At 73.5% G+C, this 16,791-nt stretch carries 11 protein-coding genes; 4 read left to right on the forward strand and 7 right to left on the reverse strand.

Features of this window, described 5'->3' with window-relative positions:
- Positions 1–26: 26 nt before the first annotated feature.
- The 3 genes from DAE25_RS18450 to DAE25_RS18460 form a co-directional block, all read right to left on the reverse strand.
- Positions 27–2,279 carry a [protein-PII] uridylyltransferase gene (locus DAE25_RS18450; RefSeq protein WP_107767609.1) on the reverse strand — a complete coding sequence of 751 codons (2,253 nt, stop codon included), beginning with the start codon at positions 2,277–2,279 and terminating at the stop codon, positions 27–29.
- 85 nt (positions 2,280–2,364) lie between these two features.
- Positions 2,365–2,703, reverse strand: coding sequence for a P-II family nitrogen regulator (locus DAE25_RS18455; RefSeq protein WP_056885625.1), 339 nt, complete (start codon positions 2,701–2,703; stop codon positions 2,365–2,367).
- Complete coding sequence (locus tag DAE25_RS18460) at positions 2,700–4,022, reverse strand: ammonium transporter (protein WP_056885626.1); 1,323 nt, start codon at positions 4,020–4,022, stop codon at positions 2,700–2,702. Before DAE25_RS18460 ends, DAE25_RS18455 begins: the two co-directional genes overlap by 4 nt.
- 214 nt (positions 4,023–4,236) lie before the next feature.
- On the opposite strand from DAE25_RS18460, the gene DAE25_RS18465 reads away from it, so the two are divergent.
- From DAE25_RS18465 to DAE25_RS24175, 4 genes are read left to right on the forward strand one after another with little or no spacing between them, the layout of a single operon-like run.
- Positions 4,237–5,238 (forward strand): glycosyltransferase family 2 protein, encoded by a 1,002-nt coding sequence (locus tag DAE25_RS18465; RefSeq protein WP_107767610.1) that lies wholly within the window; start codon positions 4,237–4,239, stop codon positions 5,236–5,238.
- The gene (locus DAE25_RS18470) at positions 5,235–6,065 is read left to right on the forward strand and encodes a hypothetical protein (protein WP_107767611.1); all 831 of its coding nucleotides are present in this window, start codon (positions 5,235–5,237) and stop codon (positions 6,063–6,065) included. Before DAE25_RS18465 ends, DAE25_RS18470 begins: the two co-directional genes overlap by 4 nt.
- Entirely contained in the window at positions 6,062–8,179 is a 2,118-nt protein-coding gene (locus tag DAE25_RS18475) for a glycosyltransferase (RefSeq protein ID WP_159083835.1), read from the forward strand. The genes DAE25_RS18470 and DAE25_RS18475 overlap by 4 nt, the downstream gene beginning before the upstream one ends.
- Positions 8,180–8,201: 22 nt before the next feature.
- Entirely contained in the window at positions 8,202–11,105 is a 2,904-nt protein-coding gene (locus DAE25_RS24175) for a glycosyltransferase (protein ID WP_107767613.1), read from the forward strand.
- Positions 11,106–11,128: 23 nt separating this feature from the next.
- Here the strand turns inward: DAE25_RS24175 and ftsY are convergent, their stop codons facing one another.
- From ftsY to smc, 4 genes are all read right to left on the reverse strand, one after another.
- Positions 11,129–12,298, reverse strand: coding sequence for a signal recognition particle-docking protein FtsY (ftsY, locus tag DAE25_RS18485; RefSeq protein ID WP_107767614.1), 1,170 nt, complete (start codon positions 12,296–12,298; stop codon positions 11,129–11,131).
- Positions 12,299–12,329: 31 nt separating this feature from the next.
- A complete protein-coding gene (locus tag DAE25_RS18490) occupies positions 12,330–12,509 on the reverse strand; it encodes a hypothetical protein (RefSeq protein WP_107767615.1) in 180 nt (59 codons plus the stop codon).
- Between the two features lie 114 nt (positions 12,510–12,623).
- Complete coding sequence (locus tag DAE25_RS18495) at positions 12,624–13,076, reverse strand: acyl-CoA thioesterase (protein ID WP_056886016.1); 453 nt, start codon at positions 13,074–13,076, stop codon at positions 12,624–12,626.
- Positions 13,077–13,169: 93 nt separating this feature from the next.
- The gene (gene smc, locus DAE25_RS18500; protein WP_107767616.1) at positions 13,170–16,721 is read right to left on the reverse strand and encodes a chromosome segregation protein SMC; all 3,552 of its coding nucleotides are present in this window, start codon (positions 16,719–16,721) and stop codon (positions 13,170–13,172) included.
- Between the last annotated feature and the right edge of the window lie 70 nt (positions 16,722–16,791).

Below are 16,791 nucleotides of genomic sequence, written 5' to 3' on the forward strand. Positions count from 1 at the left end.
CCGGGCGACGGAGGTCGGAACGAGGGTCAGGCCGGGTCGGCGACCGTGCCGAGCAGGGCGTCGCGCACCGCGTGCGCGGCCTCGGCGGCCCGCTCGTCGGACAGCCGGCCGGCCCCCTGCTCCTGCAGGTAGAACACGTCGACGGCCTGCGGCCCGACCGTGGACACGTGCGCCGAGCGCACCGAGATGTCGCACGAGGCCAGGGCCGCGCACACGAGGTGCACCACCCCGGGGCGGTCGTCCATGCGCACCTCGAGCACCGTGGCCCGGCGCGACTCGCCGTACCGCACGGCGACGACGGGCTCCAGGCGGCTCGGCGCCGGTCGCGACAGGCGGCCCGTCGCGTCGAGCCGCCCCTCGCTGATCGCGATCAGTCGCTCGCGGAGCACCGCCGGGTCGAGGTCGGGCTCGGCGACCTCCCACACCGAGACGCCCACGGGGCCGGTGTCCTGCCTGTCGACCGGGTCCTGCGCCCACGCCCGCGCGGAGCGCACGGAGACCCGCTGCAGGGCGAGCACCGCGGCAGCGTCGGCCAGCAGCCCGATCCGGTCCGGTGCCACGACCGTCACCCGGGCGCCGCCGTCGTCCGGCTCGACGCCCACCCAGGACCCGCCGCGGCGTACGACGTCGGGCACGGGCACCGCCTGGTCGACCTCGTCCGGCGGCTCCCCTCCCCCCGCCCGGGCCAGCGCGTGCGTGGCGAGCCGGGTGATGAGGCTGGCCCGCCACGACGACCACGCCTTGGCCGAGGCCGCGCGGCCGTCCGCCTCGGTGAGCGCCAGGAGCAGCGTCAGCGCCTCGGCGGAGGGCACCTTGTCGAGCAGCGCGTCGATGGTGGCCGGGTCGTCGGGGTCGCGCGACGTGGCGGTCTCGGACAGCAGCAGGTGCCACCGGACGAGCAGGGCGACGAGGTCCACGGCGTCGTCGTCGAAGCCCATCCGCCGGGCGATCTCCCGGGCGACCGGCTCGCCGGCCACCGAGTGCTCGGTGAGCCCACCCTTGCCGATGTCGTGCAGGAGCGCGGCGACCAGGAGCACGTCGGGGCGCGCGACCTTGCGGATGAGGCGCGACGCCTCGACGCAGGTCTCGATGACGTGCCGGTCGACGGTGAAGCGGTGGATCGCCGACGCGTGCGGCAGCAACCGGATCCGCTCCCACTCGGGCAGGAAGCCGGCGAGCGCCCCGGTCTCCTCGAGGGTCTCCCACACCGGCAGCAGCCCGTCACCCGAGGCGAGCAGGCTGACCAGAGCGTCGCGGGCCTCCGCCGGCCACGGCGTCGGGAGGGGCGCACACTCCCGCACCAGGCGGGCCGCGGTCGCCGGGGCCAGGACGACGTCCCGCTCGGCCGCCTCGGCCGCCGCGCGCAGCAGCAGGACCGGGTCGCGCTCGGGGCGGGCCCGGGCGTCCAGCACCACCTCGCCGCGGGACAGCGCGACGCCCGGTGCGATGGGCTCCAGGGCCGGACGACGCGCGTCGCGGGGCGAGCCGGGCGGGGCCAGCACCGATGCCACCCGACGCCAGGTGAGGCGGGAGAGGTGGGTGACGCGGCGGCCGATCTCGCGCACGTGGCGCTGGGCCGCTGCCGCGTCGTGGAGGCCCAGGTGGGTCGCCAGGACCTCCCAGAGCTCGGGGGCGACCCGGTCGGTGGGACGCCGCGTCTCCGCGTGGAGGAGGTCGCGGAAGTCGAGCAGCGACTGGCGGGAGCGCTCCAGCTCGGGGCTCGACACGTCGACCAGCCAGGTCGCCTCGAGGGCCTTGAGGACCGTCGCGTCGCGCAGGCCGCCCTCGGCCTCCTTGATGTCCGGCACCGAGACGTGGGCGAGCTCCCCGACGACCTCGTGGCGCTTGTGCACCAGCTCGCGCAGCGCGGGGAGCCGGTCGCGCGCCTCGCGCCGCCACGAGGCGAGCATGGTCGTGCGCAGCCGCAGGGTGAGGTTGGGGTCACCGGCCAGGTGCCGGACGTCCAGCAGTCCCAGCGCGACCTTGAGGTCGTCCTCGGCCGCCGCGACCATCTGCGGCAGCGAGCGCACCGAGTGGTCCAGGCGGGAGCCGGAGTCCCACAGCGGGTACCAGACCTTCTCGGCCACCGCCCCCGGGTCGATGCCCGCGTCGTGCACGAGGACGACGTCCAGGTCGGAGTGCGGCGCGAGCTCGCTGCGGCCGTAGCCGCCGACCGCGACCAGCGCGACACCGACCTCCGGGCCGTCGCAGGCTTCGTACGCCGCGCGGCACAGCTCGTCGGCGGCCTCGGTCCGGGCGGCTCTCTCGGGGGCAGTCATCGTGGGTCGGATCCTCCTCGGGGGTCGTCCGGGTACGCCACTGGCCCGCCGGGACGAGTCCCGACGGGCCAGTGGACGGGTCAGCTCAGAGGGCAGCTTCGTCGGTGTCCCCGGTGCGGACCCGGACGACGGTCTCGACCGGGCTGACCCAGACCTTGCCGTCGCCGATCCGGCCGGTCTGCGCCGTCTTGACGATGATGCCGACCACGTCCTCGGCGTCCGCGCTGTCGACGACGATCTCGATCCGGATCTTGGGCACGAGGGCGATGTCGTACTCGGCACCGCGGTAGACCTCGGTGTGGCCCTTCTGGCGGCCGTAGCCGCTGACCTCCGAGACGGTCATGCCGGTGACACCGAAGGTCTCCAGCGCCTCGCGGACGTCCTCCCACTTGTGGGGCTTGATGACTGCGGTCACGAGCTTCATGCGTTGGCTCCTTCGGTGCTCGAGGTGCTGGTGGTGCTCGCGGCCAGGATGCCGGTGCCGCCACCGCTGGTGCCGCTGTGCAGGTCGTAGGCGGACTCGCCGTGGGCGGCGAGGTCGATGCCGTTGACCTCGTCCTCCTCGTCGAGACGGAGACCGATCGTGTACTTGATGGCCAGCGCGATGATCGCCGTCAGCACGCCGGAGTAGGCGACGGCCACCAGGACACCGAGGGTCTGGTCACCCAGCGACCCCGCACCCCCACCGTAGAACAGGCCGTCGATGCCGCCGGCTCCGTCGGAGGTGGAGAAGAACCCGATGAGCACCGTGCCGATGATGCCGCCGACCAGGTGGACGCCGACCACGTCGAGCGAGTCGTCGTACCCGAGCTTGTACTTCAGGCTGACGGCCCAGGCGCAGACGCCACCCGCGATGAGGCCGATGGCCACGGCGCCCTCGATGTCGACGGCACCGGCCGCCGGGGTGATGGCGACGAGGCCCGCCACGATGCCGGACGCGGCACCCAGCGAGGTGGCCTTGCCGTGCAGCAGCCGCTCGATGAGCAGCCAGCCGAGGATGGCCGCGAAGGTCGCCAACGTGGTGTTGGCGAAGGTGCGACCGGTCTCGGAGTAGAACTGCGCGAGGAAGGCGTCGGGGTCCTCGTCGAAGGTGGTGCCGAAGACGATGGAGCCGACGTTGAAGCCGTACCAGCCGAGCCACAGCATGCCCGCGCCGAGCATGGTCAGCGTCAGGTTGTGCGGACGCATCTGGTCCTTGGGCCAGCCGATGCGCTTGCCGAGCAGCAGCACGAGCACCAGGGCCGCGACACCCGCGTTGATGTGGACCGCCGTGCCACCGGCGTAGTCCTGCGCGCCGATGCGGCCGCAGATGAGCGAGTCGTCGGTGCAGCTGAACACCATGTGCGCCATCGGGAAGTAGACGATGATCGCCCACAGGGGCAGGAACACGACCCAGGCCGAGAACTTCAGCCGGTCGGCGACCGCACCGCTGATCAGCGCGGCGGTGATGATCGCGAAGGTCATCTGGAACATCACGTAGATGTAGTTGTCGGTGGTGACGCCGTCGAGCCAGAGCAGCTCGAAGGGGTTGGCGAAGAAGGTCCCCTCACCGCCGAAGCCCATCGACCAGCCGACTGCGACGTACAGGATGCCGACGATCGCCGCCGCGATGAACGACATCATCATCATGTTGAGCACGGACTTGGATCGCGACATGCCGCCGTAGAACAGGGCCAGCGCGGGCACCGTCATCATCAGGACGAAGGCAGTCGCCACCAGCATGAAGGCGTAGTAGCCGTCCACAGAACCTCCAGGGAACGTTCGAGGGGGTGGTCCGCGTCGGCGTGACGACGGTGTCACGCAGCGGACCACCTGTTGGCCAGAACCCTGCTCGGGCGAGGTTTCCTCGTACGCCGCCTCGTGTTGCGGCGAGGCAACAGATCCGCCCGCCGTGTTACGTCCGTGTGAACGCGGGTGACCGCGGGACGGCGGGTCGCCGCCGTCTACACTGCGCCGCATGACCGGGAGCCCACGGGACGCTCCGGCTGCGCCCGCGCACCAGCCCGGCCGCACCGGAGTCGTGCTCGTCAACCACGACAGCGCGGACGACGCCGTCGCCTGCGTCGAGTCGCTGGAGGCCTCGCGCGACCTCGACCTCGACATCGTCGTGGTCGACAACTCCGACTCCCCCGAGTCCGCCGACGAGCTGCGCACCCTCCTGGGCCGTCGCGCCGAGGTGGTCAGCAGCGGCGGCAACCTCGGGTACGCCGGTGGCAGCAACGTCGGCATCGCCCGCTGCCTCGAGCGCGGCAACGAGTACGTCTGGCTGCTCAACCCGGACACGCGGGTCGAGCCCGAGACCCTCCCCCGGCTGCTGCAGGTCTTCGACGACGTGCCCGACTGCGGCGTGGTCGGCCCCCGGATCGTGCACCCCGGCGAGCCCGCCACCATCTGGTTCGACGGCGGCGTGGTCGACGAGGACAAGCACGGCGAGACCCGGCACGTGCACCAGGGCCGGGCCGTCGACGACGCGCCCGCCCCGCGCCGGATCGAGGTCGACTACGTCACCGGGGCCTCCCTGCTGGCCCGCCGCACCACGCTCGAGACGGTCGGTCCGCTGCCGGAGGACTACTTCCTCTACTTCGAGGAGACCGACTGGTGCCGACGCGCCCACCGGGCCGGGTGGCGGGTCATGGTCGACCAGCGGGCCCGGATGGTGCACCACAAGCGGTCGAGCGGGGCCCTGCCCTCGCCCTACCATCTGTACTACATGACACGGAACCGCTACCTCTTCGTCGAGCGCGCCCTCGGTGGGGATCCCGAGGCGGCGCTGACGCACCTGCGCGGCAAGTGGGTGCGCAACTGGCGCCGGACGGTGCGCAAGGCCGCGCCGGAGTGGCTCGACGAGTTCGACGCCCTGGTGGAGCGGGCGGCCCAGGACGCCCGCGCCGGTCGGGACGGACGCAACGACGAGGTCTCGCACGTGCCGTGGCCCGACGACCAGGGAGACGCTCGATGAGGGCCAGGGACGACACGACGGCGGTCATCGACAGCACGCTGGCCGGCGGTCCGCGGGTGCTGCACATCGGCGTGGAGCCCTCCACCGTGCCGCGTCGCCTCGCCCAGGAGCACGACCGCGAGGTCGAGTGCTTGCGCTGGCCCCTCGACGGCGGCGCCGACGAGCAGTGGGGGCCCGAGGTCGACCTCGCCGAGCGCGCCGACGAGTGGGTCCAGCCCTTCCTCGTGGCGCCCGTGGACGTCGTGGTGGTCGAGGGCGTCCTCGACGAGGGGCCCTCCCCCGACGCCTTCCTGCGCACGCTGGGGTCCGGCGCCCTGGTCCCGGGCGGGCTGGTGGTCGTCTCGGGGGCGCGTGACCTGACGACGCCGCTGCAGTCCGCGGGCTTCACCCTCGAGAGCGAGGCCGCCACCGAGGACGGCCGCCACGTGACGGTGGCCCGCTTCCCCTCCTTCACCACCGCCCGGCCGCTCTCCCCCGAGGCCGACGAGGCGAGTGCGGCCGAGAACCGTCGCCTCGCGCACGAGCTGGAGCGCACCCGCGAGCTGCTGGGTCGCGAGCGGGCCACCATCGCCCGTGAGATGCAGCTGGGCAAGGACGAGCTGCTCGCCATGGACCGCCAGGTCGCCGAGCTCCAGGACCGCCTCCAGCGACTGCGCCACAAGAACGTCCTGCTCCGTGCCCGCGTCGCCCAGGTGGCGCGCGAGCGCGACCTCGCCGAGGCCCGCGCCGCGGAGCTCGCGGACGAGCTCTTCCTGACCCACGACTCCCGTGCGGTCCGCACGGTGGCGTCGATGGTCGAGCGGGCGCGCCGCAGGCGGTCCCCGTGACGACGGGCGACGCCGACGAGCAGAGCGCCCTCGACCGCCGGCGCGCCGGCTACCGCCAGCTCGTGGACGGCGAGCTGGCGTCCGGGGACGGTGACCGCTACACGTTCCTGGTGCGCTCGGTGGACCTGCGCAACCCCGGTGCCGACCTGGTCGCCGCCGCCGGCCTGGGGCTCGCCCTCGTCGAGCGCGGGCACGGCGTCCGCCTCGTCCCGCAGCACCGCTGGCACCTCGGTGGCTCGACCGACGTCTGGGTGGCGGCCACCCCCGAGGTGGACCCGTCGCTGGCGCCGGCCGATGCCTGGAAGGTCGCCTGGGCCCACGACAACATCGACGAGTGGGCCGCCCTGGACCACCTCGTGGCCTTCGACCGCGTCCTGTGTGGGTCCGAGATCGGCCGGGTGACGCTGCTGCGCCGGACGCCGCGGGCGACCGACGTGCTGCGCACCGGGGCCGACGCGGAGCTGTTCGTCCCCGCCGCCGGTCCGCGCGAGGAGGTCGTCAGCATCGGCGTGCACGTCGACCGCGGACGCAGCATCGAGCCGCTGATCACCGACCTGGCGCTCGAGGTGCCGCTCGCGGTCCACGCCGAGCCCGTGCGCAACATGCGTGGCGGGCTCCTGGGCCGGCTCGAGGCGCCGGTCGCCTGGCTGCGTGCCCCCGAGGTGCTCAGCACCGCCCTGCTCAGCGTCAGCGAGATGCCGGAGTCCGCGGTGGGGCACGGCACCCTGTCCGCGCTGGTCTACGAGGGCCTCGCCTCCGGCGCCCTGCCCGTGCTCAACTCCCGGCTCGGTGCGGTCGAGGTCGGCCTGGACCTCCCGACCTACACCACGTCCGAGGAGCTGGGTGAGGTCATCACCGCACTGCGTGCAGACTCCGAGGGCACTGCGGCGCGGGCCGCCGCGCTCCGCGAGGACGTGCTCGCCGCCCACACGTGGGACCACCGGGCCGCGCAGCTCGACGGCCTCGTGCGCGGGCGGCTGCGTGCCGAGCAGGTGCCGCCACCGGCCAAGGCGCTGCACTACTTCCCCGACTACAACCGGGCCAACCCCTACCAGGGCATGCTCTTCGCCGGGCTCGACTCCGTCGACGCCTACCCCGTCGCGGTCACCGACGTGATCAGCCACCTCGAGAACCGCGCGGTCTCGGCGGTGCCCGGCACCATCAACATCCACTGGACCACGCCGATCCTCCAGTACGCCGCGGGCCCCTACCGCGCGGCGATCGAGCTCGACCGCTTCAGTGCGGCGCTGCACAAGTTCCGCGCCGCCGGTGGTCGGTTGGTCTGGACGCTGCACAACGTGCTGCCGCACGAGGCCAAGCACGTGTGGGCCGAGACGCAGCTCGCCCAGCTGCTCGCCGACCGGGCCGACACCATCCACGCACTGGCCGAGATCACCGCCCGGCAAGCCTCCGAGGTGCTGCGCCTCGACCCCCGCAAGGTGGTCGTCATCGAGCACTCGAGCTACCTCGGCCGCTACCCGCAGTGGATCAGCCGCGAGGCCGCCCGTGCCCAGCTCGGCTTCGGCCCCGACGACAAGGTGCTGGTCGCCCTCGGCGGCATCCGTCCCTACAAGGGCCTCGGCCGGCTGCTCGACGTCTTCCACGAGCTCGCCGACGACGACCCCACGCTCCAGCTGCTGGTCGCCGGCAAGCCGGCGCAGACGCAGGAGACGGCCGGGCTCAAGCGACGCTGCGAGCAGTCACCGCGGGTGATCTCGGAGTTCTCCCACGTGCCCGACGACCAGCTCCAGGTCTGGTTCGGCGCCGCCGACCTGGCCGTGCTGCCCTACTCCCGCATCCTCAACTCCGGGGTCTTCTGGCTGGCCCAGACCTTCGGGCTGCCGATCGTCGGCCCGCGCACCGGCGCGCTGCTCGACCTGGCCGACGAGCCGCACGTGCGCCTCTTCAACCCGCGCGACGACCGCTCGCTCAAGGAGACCCTGCGGGCCGCCGTCCACGACCTCGTCGAGGACGAGGACAACGCCGCGACGGCCCGTGCGGCCTCGCTCGCCACCGCCCGGTCCCGCCCGCCCCAGCAGATGGCCGACGACTTCGCGACGTTCATCGAGCCGCTGCTCGGCAGCGAGCGGGCTCCCCGACGGGCGACGGGGTGACCGGGCCGTGATCGAACCCCCCATGAGCTCCGCGGCCCGGCACTCGGCACGCGACCTGGTCGCGTCCGGCCTGCTGGACCTCGACTGGATCGCCGCCCAGCTCGGCACCGAGCCCGGCTCCGCCGAGGACGCCGCCCGGGCCGTGATCAACACCCCCGACATCTCGCCGCACCCGCTCTTCGAGGCCACCTGGCTCCCCGGCAAGGGTGTCTGGCAGGCCGGCGAGCTGCCGCCGTCGCTGTGGTACGTCACCGAGGGGCCACGGCGCAACCGGCTGGCCCCGCACCCGCTCATCAACACCGAGCGGATCCACGAGGAGAACGCCGCCGCCCGCGACCACGAGTTCGGGCCGCTCGCCTGGTGGGCCGCGCATGCCACCCGTGACACCCCGCTCCCGGTGCGCCGCGGCTACCCCCACATCTCGTGGGGCGAGTTCCGCGACAACGCGCTGCGCGCCGCTCGCGAGTGGCAGGTTCTGTCCTACCTCGACGCCAACCCGGGCGCCCACCAGCACTCCCCCGAGACCACCGGCCCGGTGGTCACCGTCCTGATGAGCGCGCAGGACGTCGGGCCCCTGCTCGGGCCGACGATCGCCGCGCTCCAGGCCCAGACCCTCGACCAGTGGGAGCTGCTGGTCCTCGACCGTGGATCGATCGACGCGACCGGGTCCATCGCCTCCGACGTGGCGGCCCGGGACTCCCGCGTGCGGGTCATCATGGGCTCCCGCACGCAGCTGGGCCGGACCTTCAACCGCGGCCTCCAGCGGGCCCGCGGCGAGTTCGTGGCCTTCCTCGAGCCGGGGCACCTGTGGCACCCCGAGTACCTCGCCCGCGGCGTGGGGGTGCTCCGGGCCGGTGACAGCTCGGCCGTGCACGCCTTCCCCGGGCGCGAGACCCGTCTCTCCGGCGAGCTGGTGACCACCTCCCAGTTCGACCTCGGGACCACCCTGCTGCGGCGCTCGGTCCTCACCGGGCTCGGCGGCTTCGACGAGGGCGAGTCCGAGGAGACGGTCGCCGACCTCGTCCGCCGCCTGCGCTCCGGCGACCTGGAGTGGGCCAACCCGCTCGTGCTCCTGCGCGGGGTCACCGAGGAGGCCCCCGAGACGGTCAACTGGGAGGCCGCCCAGGCGACCGCCCGCGTCGTCGGGCAGACGAGCGTGGTGCTGCCCATGGGCACCGGCAGCCGCGGCACGATCGACTGGCTGCTGGCCGGCAGTGCCGACGTCGACGTCGTCGTGGTGACCGCGCGAGATCGTCGCGGCCCCCACCTGCTCACCTCCGCGCTCGCCGGCCTGCTGCCGGGGGTCACGAGCGTCTCGGTCCCGGCCGGGACCTCGATCTCCTCGGCCATGAACATCGGCATCGCCCACAGCTCCGGCGACACGGTGGTGCTCGTCCGGCCCGAGGCGCAGCCCGCGCCCGGGATCATCGGTCCGCTCGCCGCCGCCGTGCACCACGAGGGCGTCGCCCTCGTCCAGCCGCTGGTGCTCGACCGGCGCGGGCTCATCCTGTCCGCCGGGGCCGGCTTCCCCCGGGCCGACGACCGCCTCGGCCTGCTCTTCTCGGGCCACCCCACGTCCGACGCACGTCGACTCGGACGCACGGAGATCCCGGCGCCGGCCTCCCCCGTCGTCGCCCTCGAGGCCAGCCGGTTGACGGCCCTGCGCGGCCTGGACCCGCACTTCGAGGACGCGCTCGCGGAGACCGACCTCGGGCTCCGCGCGCTCGCCACCGGCGCCGGTCACAGCCTGCTCGTGCCGGACGTGACGGTCACCTCGCGCACGGCGTACGCCGATCCGGCCGACCTGAAGGTCGCCATGTCGGCGCTGCGCTCGCGACGCCACCAGATACCCGAGGACCGCACCTCCCACCTCTGGCGCGCGGCGGGCTTCGAGGTCACCGGTGTCCGGACTCAGCGGGTGTCGGCCGACCCGGAGGACCCGGAGTCCGACTCGGTGCTCCTCCAGCAGCACGTCGTACGCCGCGTGCTCGGCATCGACGAGAGCCCGCCGCGACTGCGCTGGACCATCGACACGGCAGCACCGGCCGGCCCCCGGGGCGAGCGCTGGGGTGACACGCACTTCGCCCGCTCCCTGGCCGCCGCACTCGAGCGCTGTGGGCAGGACGTCTCGGTCGACTCCCGCGACGCCCGGCACCGCACCTCGCGCGAGCACGACGACGTCGTGCTCGTCCTGCGCGGCCTGGACCTGGTGGCGCCCCACCCCGACGCCCTCAACATGGAGTGGATCATCAGCCACCCCGACCTGGTCACGGCCGAGGAGATCAAGGGCTTCGACCTCGTCTACGCGGCCAGCGTCAGCTGGCCCACCCAGGTCCGTCGCGACTGGGGCCTCCGGGTGAGCCCGCTGCTGCAGTGCACCGACCCGCGCTACTTCCACCCCGACCGGGGGGTGCCCGACACCGGCCCGGCCGTGCTGTTCGTGGGCAACTCCCGCGGGGTCTTCCGGCACGCCGTACGCACCGCGCTGGCCGCCGACGCCGACCTCACCGTGCACGGCGCCGACTGGGACGAGTACCTCGACCCGCAGATGGTGGCCTCCAGCGGCGTCCCCAACGACGAGGTCGGGGTGCTCTACGCCTCGGCCGGCGTGGTGCTCAACGACCACCACGTCGACATGCGGCGAGACTCGTTCCTGTCCAACCGGCTCTTCGACGCGGCCGCCTGCGGAGCCCGGATCGCCACCGACGAGGTGTCCGGGCTCGACGAGACCTTCGGAGCCCTGGTCCAGCCGTTCGCGGACGAGCACGACCTCGCCCGGCTGGTGCGACCGCCGTACACCGCGTTCCCGGACAACGAGACCCGCCGCGAGCTGGCGAGGCGCATCGTGGCCGAGCACACCTTCGACCAGCGCGCCGCGACGCTCGTCGAGGACGCGGTCACGGCGCTGCGCGCCCGCCAGCGCTGACCCCGGGCGGGCCCGGGTCCGAGTCAGCCCAGGAGGGCGTCGACGAAGGCCGCGGCGTCGAAGGGGGCGAGGTCGTCGGCCCCCTCACCGAGCCCGACGAGCTTGACCGGGACGCCGAGCTCGCGCTGGACCGCGACGACGATGCCGCCCTTGGCCGAGCCGTCGAGCTTGGTGAGCACGATGCCGGTGACGTCGACGATCTCGCTGAAGACGCGGGCCTGGACCATGCCGTTCTGACCGGTGGTGGCGTCGAGGACGAGCAGCACCTCGGTGACCGGGGCCTGCTTCTCGATGACACGCTTGACCTTGCCGAGCTCGTCCATCAGGCCGGCCTTGTTCTGGAGGCGACCGGCGGTGTCGACGAGGACGGTGTCGATGCCCTGCTCGACGCCCTGCTTGACGGCCTCGAAGGCCACGCTGGCGGGGTCGGAACCCTCGGGGCCGCGGACGACCTCGACGCCCACCCGCTCACCCCAGGTGGCGAGCTGGTCGACGGCGGCGGCGCGGAACGTGTCGGCGGCCCCCAGCGTCACGGTGCGGTCCTCGGCGACGAGGATACGGGCGATCTTGCCGACCGTCGTGGTCTTGCCGGCGCCGTTGACGCCGACGACCAGGACGACGCCGGGCTTGCCGTCCTCGCCACTGACCTGCAGGCGGCGGTCCATGTCGGGGTCGACGAGGGCGATGAGCTCCTCGCGGAGCACCTCGCGGGCGTCGCTGGCGGTGTTGCCCTCGACGCGCAGGCGGGTGCGCAGGCGGTCGACGAGCTGCTGGGTCGGGGCCACCCCGATGTCGGCGGTGAGCAGGGTGTCCTCGATGGACTCCCAGGTGTCCTCGTCGAGCCGGTCCCGGCTGAGCAGGGCCAGCAGGCCGCGGCCCAGCGTGCCCTGCGAGCGCGACAGGCGCTGGCGCAGACGGACGAGCCGGCTGGCGGTGCTCTCCGGCTGGTCGAGGACCGGGGCCTCGGGAGCTGCCTCGGCCGGCGGCGCAGTGTCGAGGTCCGTCGCGGCCGGCGGGGCCTCGGTCGGGGCCTCGGTGGTCGGCGCGGTGGGCGCCTCGGTCGGCGGCGCGATGACGTCGGTGCCTCCGGCCGGAGGGACGCCCTTGCGTCGGCGACCCGACGTGACGAGCCCCACGAGCGTGAGCACGCCGACGACGGCGATGCCGATGATCAGATACAGCCAGTCACCCATGGGGCAATCCAACCAGACGGTGCGGATGCGCTCAGGCGCGGATGTCCTCGAACTCGCCGATGGTCGGCAGGGCGTCGACACCCTTGCGCATCGCGTCGCCCAGCTGCGGCACGACCGGGACGTCCTCGCCGCGGTGCGGGTAGGCGACGTACAGGACGACGGCAGCGGCTGCGACGAGCACGAAGACCATCACCAGGGTGATCACGAGCATGGATTTCATCTCCCGAGTACGGCGGACCTGACCTCCAGCGTGGCACAGCCGGCGAGGGATCCCCATTCCGGAGGGATCCTCCACGTGTCGCACCGTGACGACCGTCACCGCAGGTCAGGCGCGCAGCAGCGGCTCCACCGCAGCACGGATGGCATCCGGCATGGGTACGACGGGCCGGTTGCCGGCGCCGTGCTCGTTGTCGACGTACACGTGCACGAAGCGACCCTCGGCGGCGGCCTCGTCGGAGTCCCCCTGGAAGAGGCCGATCCGGTAGACGATCGATGACGTCCCCACCTTGTCGACGACGAGCCCCATCTCGATGGGCTCCGGGAATCCGATCTCGCGGAAGTAGCGGCACGACGTCTCGGCCACCACGCCGATCTGCGGCAGGTGGCGCACGTTGGTGCCGGTCGCCTCGAAGAGGTGCGCGTTGACGGCGGTGTCGAAGAGCTCGTAGTACGTCGCGTTGTTGAGGTGGCCGTAGGCGTCGTCGTCGCGCCAGCGGGTGGTCACGGTGCGCCAGGCGACGTAGTCGGCTCGGGTCGGCAGGGGGGCTCGCTCGCTCACGGCGGCCACCCTAGGTCGTGGCTGCCCGGCCGTCGGCACCGAGTGTGCGCAGGTGCACCGCTCGGCTGCCCGTGGAGGTGCCGTCACGCACACTCAGGCGCTGGCGGCGCGCTCCAGCCGCTGCGAGATGACCGCCGACACCCCGTCGCCGCGCATGGTGACGCCGTACAGGGCGTCGCCGACCTCCATGGTGCGCTTCTGGTGGGTGATGACGAGGAGCTGGGAGTTCTCCCGGAGCTCCTCGTAGATCTGCAGCAACCGACCGAGGTTGGTGTCGTCCAGCGCCGCCTCGACCTCGTCGAGGATGTAGAACGGCGAGGGCCGGGCCTTGAAGAGAGCGACCAGGAAGGCGACGGCCACGAGCGAGCGCTCACCGCCGGAGAGCAGCGAGAGCCGCTTGACCTTCTTGCCCGGCGGTCGCGCCTCGACCTCGACCCCGGTGGAGAGCATGTCGGAGGGGTCGGTGAGGACGAGTCGCCCCTCACCCCCCGGGAACAACCGCTCGAAGGTCGCGTCGAACGCCTTGGACACGTCGGCGTACGCCTCGGTGAAGACCTGCTCGACCCGCTGGTCGACCTCGCGGACGATGTCGAGGAGGTCCTTGCGGGTCCGGCGCAGGTCCTCCAGCTGCTCGGTGAGGAACTTGTGCCGCTCCTCCATCGCGGTGAACTCCTCGAGCGCGAGCGGGTTGACCCGGCCGAGCATCGCCAGCTGCCGCTCGGCGGCCTTGAGCCGCTTCTGCTGCTCCTCGCGCACGAAGGGCACCGGCTCGGGTGCTTCCTCGCCCTCGGCGACCTCACCGCTGAAGGGCACCAGGTTGTCCGGGCCGTAGTCGGCCACGAGGCCGTCGACGTCCATGCCCAGCTCCTCGAGCGCACGCTCCTCGAGCTGCTCGATGCGCATCCGCTGCTGGGTGCGGGCCATCTCGTCGCGGTGGACCGAGTTGACCAGCTCGTCGTGCTCGCGCCCGAGGTCACGCAGCGCGGCGCGGGCGGCCAGCAGCTGCTGCTCGCGCTCCTGCCGGGACTGCTCGACCTCGGCGCGCCTGTCGGCAGCCAGCATCACCGAGCGCTCGAGCGCGTGCAGCACGACACCGACGGCGGTCCCGACGGCCTCGGCCGCCCGACCTTCGCGGATGAGGCGCTGACGGCGCTCGGCGGCGCGGGCGCGGGAGTCGCGCTCGGCCTGCGCGGCGCGCAGGAGCGAGTCGGCGCGACCGTGCAGCGCACGGGCCCGCTCCTCGGCCGTGCGCAGGGCGAGACGCGCGTCCATCTCGCCCTGGCGCGCCGTGCGGGCGGCCTCGACGAGGCGCTCGCGCTCGCTGGCGTCCGGCTCCTCGTCCGGGGCGTCCTCCGCCGTGGCCAGCCGGGTCTCCAGCTCGCCGAGCCCGGCCAGGTCCTTGTCGCGGGCCTCGATGGCGGAGGCGATGGCGCGCTCGAGGCGGTCGGCCTCGCCGCGGGCGGACCGGGCCGTCGAGCCGTACTGGCCGAGCTCCTCGGCCACCGCGGCCAGCGTGGCGTCCGACTCGTGCAGCTTGGCCAGCGCGACGTCCGCCCGCTTGAGAGCGTCGTGCCGCTCGGCCTCGAGCCCCGAGATGACGAACCCGAGCCGCTCGGTGCGGGCCGTGGCCTCCCCGAGCGCCAGCGTCGCCTCGTCGACGGCCGCCTGGACCTCGAGCAGGCTCGGCTGGCTCGACGAACCGCCCGCTGCGTAGTGGGCCCCCATCAGGTCGCCGTCGAGCGTGACGGCGGTGAGGTCCGGCAGGTCCGTGACGAGGGCACGTGCGGCGTCGAGGTCGTCGACCACGACGACCTTGTGCAGCAGCCGGGTCAGCGCGCCGGAGAGCTCGTCCGGGGCCTCGACGACGTCGAGGGCGTACGTCGCGCCGGCCGGGAGCCCGGGCCAGTCGCGGGTCTGCGCGGGCGCGCCCCCCAGGAGCAGCCCGGCACGACCGAGGTCGTCGTCCTTGAGGTGCGTGATGGCGTCGACGGCGGCGTCGGCACCGGTGACCACCACCGCGTCGGCGGCCGACCCGAGCGCCGCGGCCACCGCGGTCTCGTGGCCCGCGCGCACCGACAGCACCGCTGCCACGGAGCCGAGGAGCCCGGAGACCCGGTCGGTCGCCGCCAGCAGCGCCCCTGCGCCGTCCTTGCGGTTGAGGCCGATCTCGAGGGCGTCTCGCCGGGCGACGAGCCCGGCCCGGTCGCGGTCGGCCTGCTGGGCCTCGTCGCGGGCCGTGGCGAGCCGCTCATCGATGTCGTCGAGGGCCGCCACCGCGGCCTCGTGCTCGGCGTCGAGTCCCTCCTCGCCGGCGTCGAGCCCGGCGACCTTGGTCTCGAGCGCGGTGAAGTCGCGCTGGGCGCGGTCGGCGCGCGCGACCGCCTCCTCCCGCGCCGCCCGGAGGCGACCGATCTCCTCGTCGGCGGCGGCCGACCGCGAGCGGAGGGCGTTGACCTGGCCGTGCAGGCGGGCGAGGCCCTCGCGACGGTCGGCGGCGGCGCGCTGGAGCCCGGCGATGCGGCGGTCCTCCTCGGCAGCCGCGTCCTCGGCGGTACGACGCGTGGTCACCGCGGCCTCGAGCGCGGCGCGCTGCTCCTCCACCTCCGCCCCGATCTCGGCCTCCTGCTCGCGCACCCGCGTGGCCTGTGCCTCGAGCTGGTCGGGGTCGCGCCCGGAGTCGACGGAGTCGTCGGCGGCACCGGCGGCGTTGCGCATCCGCTCGCCCGCCAGGGACTGGGTGCCGCGCAGCCGCTCCTTGAGCCCGGACAGGGCGAACCACGTCTCCTGGGCGGCGGACAGGGCGGGCAGGTCCTCGCGGAGCGCGGCCTCGAGCTGTGCCTCGCGCTCGCGGCCGCGGGCCAGCTCGGCCTCGACCTGCTCGCGTCGCTCGACCAGCACGGTCTCGTCGGCCATCTCCTGCTCGAGCGCGGTGCGGGCGGTGACCAGGTCGTCGGCGATCAGGCGGGCGCGGGCGTCGCGCACGTCGGCCTGGACGGTGGCGGCCTTGCGCGCGACCTCGGCCTGGCGTCCGAGCGGCTTGAGCTGGCGGCGGATCTCGCTGAGCAGGTCGTTGAGGCGGGTCAGGTTGCCGTCGGTGGAGTCGAGCTTGCGGAGCGCCTTCTCCTTGCGCTTGCGGTGCTTGAGGACGCCGGCGGCCTCCTCGATGAACCCACGCCGGTCCTCCGGCGTCGCGTGCAGGATGGTGTCGAGCTGGCCCTGCCCGACGATGACGTGCATCTCGCGCCCGATGCCGGAGTCGCTCAGCAGCTCCTGGACGTCGAGCAGGCGGCACGAGCTGCCGTTGATGGCGTATTCCGAGCCGCCGTTGCGGAACATCGTGCGGCTGATCGTGACCTCGGAGTAGTCGATCGGCAGCGCCCCGTCGGAGTTGTCGATCGTGAGCTGCACCTCGGCCCGGCCCAGCGGGGGCCGGCCGGAGGTGCCCGCGAAGATGACGTCCTCCATCTTGCCGCCGCGCAGGGACTTGGCACCCTGCTCGCCCATCACCCACGCCAATGCGTCCACGACGTTGGACTTGCCCGAGCCGTTGGGTCCGACGATGCAGGTGATGCCGGGTTCGAGCTGCAGCGTCGTGGAGGACGCGAAGGACTTGAAGCCCTTGAGCGTCAGGCTCTTGAGGTACAACGTGCTCCCCTGGCTGTCGGCGTCGGCGCGGTCGGGTGGTACTGCGATCGCGGCATCCTCTCAGACACCG

Origin of the sequence: Nocardioides terrigena, from assembly GCF_003047265.1 — a bacterium.
Lineage (GTDB): Bacteria > Actinomycetota > Actinomycetes > Propionibacteriales > Nocardioidaceae > Nocardioides > Nocardioides terrigena.